Annotated in this window: 2 protein-coding genes; both read left to right on the forward strand. The window is 73.4% G+C overall.

Going from position 1 to position 1,972, the window contains the following annotated elements:
- The first annotated feature begins 559 nt into the window (after positions 1-559).
- Positions 560-1,081: a universal stress protein gene (locus tag JFN87_RS33020; RefSeq protein WP_209346184.1), complete on the forward strand. Its 522-nt coding sequence runs from the start codon at positions 560-562 to the stop codon at positions 1,079-1,081.
- 291 nt (positions 1,082-1,372) lie between these two features.
- Positions 1,373-1,972: acetate uptake transporter (locus tag JFN87_RS33025; protein WP_209346186.1), on the forward strand; the 600-nt coding region annotated here is incomplete at its 3' end.

The following is a 1,972-nucleotide window of genomic DNA, read 5'->3' on the forward strand; positions in this document are numbered from 1 at the left end:
AGGGCCGCGCGGCACCGGGCGCACGGCCCTCGGATCCGGCCTGAGTACGCCGGCACCCGGCGGCCTCCCGGGCCGTGGAGGCGGCGCCTGCCTGGCGCGTCGTGGATACGGGCACGGTGGGTCCTTCCAGGCGGCGGCGTGACCGCTGGCCAACGAGCGGCGAGGCCGTACGGACACTGGCCGTGCGTCCCGACGGGCGAACGGCGGGCCGGCCGGCCCCGGGCGGACGGCGGGCCGGCCCCGGGCGGACGGGACGGACGCAGGGCCGGGCGCGGGGCCGGAGGCCGGGCCGCGACGCCGTCACCCGCGTGGGGCACAGGTCAGCTGTAGTGGCCATCGGGCATTGCGTTGCGCGGCGTGCTCGTGCATGCTCCCTGCAACGCCGCGCGCGAGCCGTGTGCGAGGCGTCACGTGTGGAATGCCGAAGCCTGGGCAGGAGAGGAGTGACGCCGTACCTTTGGGGTAAGGACCGGGAAAGACGATTCCCGGACACACCGCTCCCCGCCCTTCTTCGCCGCCGTTGTTCCTTCCCACGAGGACTTCCTTCGCCGAGACACCCATGGCCGGTCACGACATCCCAGAACCCGCTGACCGCAAGCAGGTGGCCGACCCCCTGGCCGAACTGCTGGCGGAGGAACAGCCGAGCACGGCCTGCGACCCGGCCTTCCGCCACGGAGTGGTGGTCGGGTTCGACGGCTCGACGTCGACCGAGCGAGCCCTCGCCTATGCCATCGGCATGGCCATGCGCCTCGGCTCCGCGCTGATCATCGTCCATGTGGCCAACAGGCTCCCGACGACGGTCTGGGCGGGGTGCGAGCCCCCCGTGTTCGTGGACGTGCCCGACCATCGCACCGAGGTGCTCGGCCTGGAGCTCGCCTGCGCCGAACACCTCTCCGAGGTGCCCTGGATCCTGGTCGAGCGCGGCGGGGACATCTGCCACGAGCTGGAGGAAGTCAGCCAGGAGTACTCGGCCGACGCGATCGTCGTGGGCTCGACCCACGGCCTCGTGGGCCGGATCTTCGGCTCGGTCGCCGGGCGGCTCGCGCGCCGCGCGCGGCGGCCGGTGGTCGTCATCCCGTAGCGCTCGCCGCCCCGTTCGGCGTCCCGGCCCGTCCCGGCCCGTCCCGGCCCGTTTCGGCCGCCGGGCCCGTGGGCCCGGGGGGCCGCGGTCTCGTGTGTCCGTGCGCCGGGTCACCCACAAGTGCCACTCAATCAACTGCGGTTGCTCTGCGACCCAGTGGTGTGACAGCACGTCAGCGATCCTGTACGCGACGTGAAATCCCTTGCCGCAAAAGGTGAATTGTGCCCATGTGAAGGGTACATAAGGAGCGCTGGGACACAGCACCACAGCGCACAGCGAAGGGAGCCCGCCGTGGACAACGACGTCTCTGCGGGAAGCGCACCATCCACATCCACCTCAGCCCTCGGCCATCTCGCACTCGGACTGACCCTGCTCGCCTTCGGCCTCGGGCACACCGGGGTCATCTCCGGCGTCTCGGCGGCTGACGCCGTGACACTCGCCCTCTACGTGGGCGGAGTCGCCCTGTTCGTCGCCGGGCTGATGGAGCTCAGGTCGGGCGGCGCGCTCACCGGCACGGCCTTCGCCGGCCTCGGCGCGTTCTGGTTCACGTGGGGCACCGCGTTCGGCGACCACGCCTCGGCGCACGCCGCCGGGCTCTTCCTCGCCCTGTGGGCGCTGCTCGCCCTGACGCTCACTCTGGCGGCCACGGGCGCGGGCGCGCTCGTGCAGGGGGCGTACGGGCTGCTGTGCGTGGCGCTCATCCTGCTCGCGGTGGCCGAGTTCTCCGGTACGAGCGGCATCGGCAAGGCCGGCGGGTGGTTCGCCGCGGTGTCGGGCCTGGTGGCCTGGTACGCGGCCGCCTCCGCGCTCGCCAAGTGGCCGACGGCCCTGCCGGGCCGTGGCGCCGGTACCGCGCGGCGCGGGGCGACGGCCGCCACGGCCCGGCAGGGC

Source organism: Streptomyces montanisoli (genome assembly GCF_017813245.1).
GTDB lineage: Bacteria > Actinomycetota > Actinomycetes > Streptomycetales > Streptomycetaceae > Streptomyces > Streptomyces montanisoli.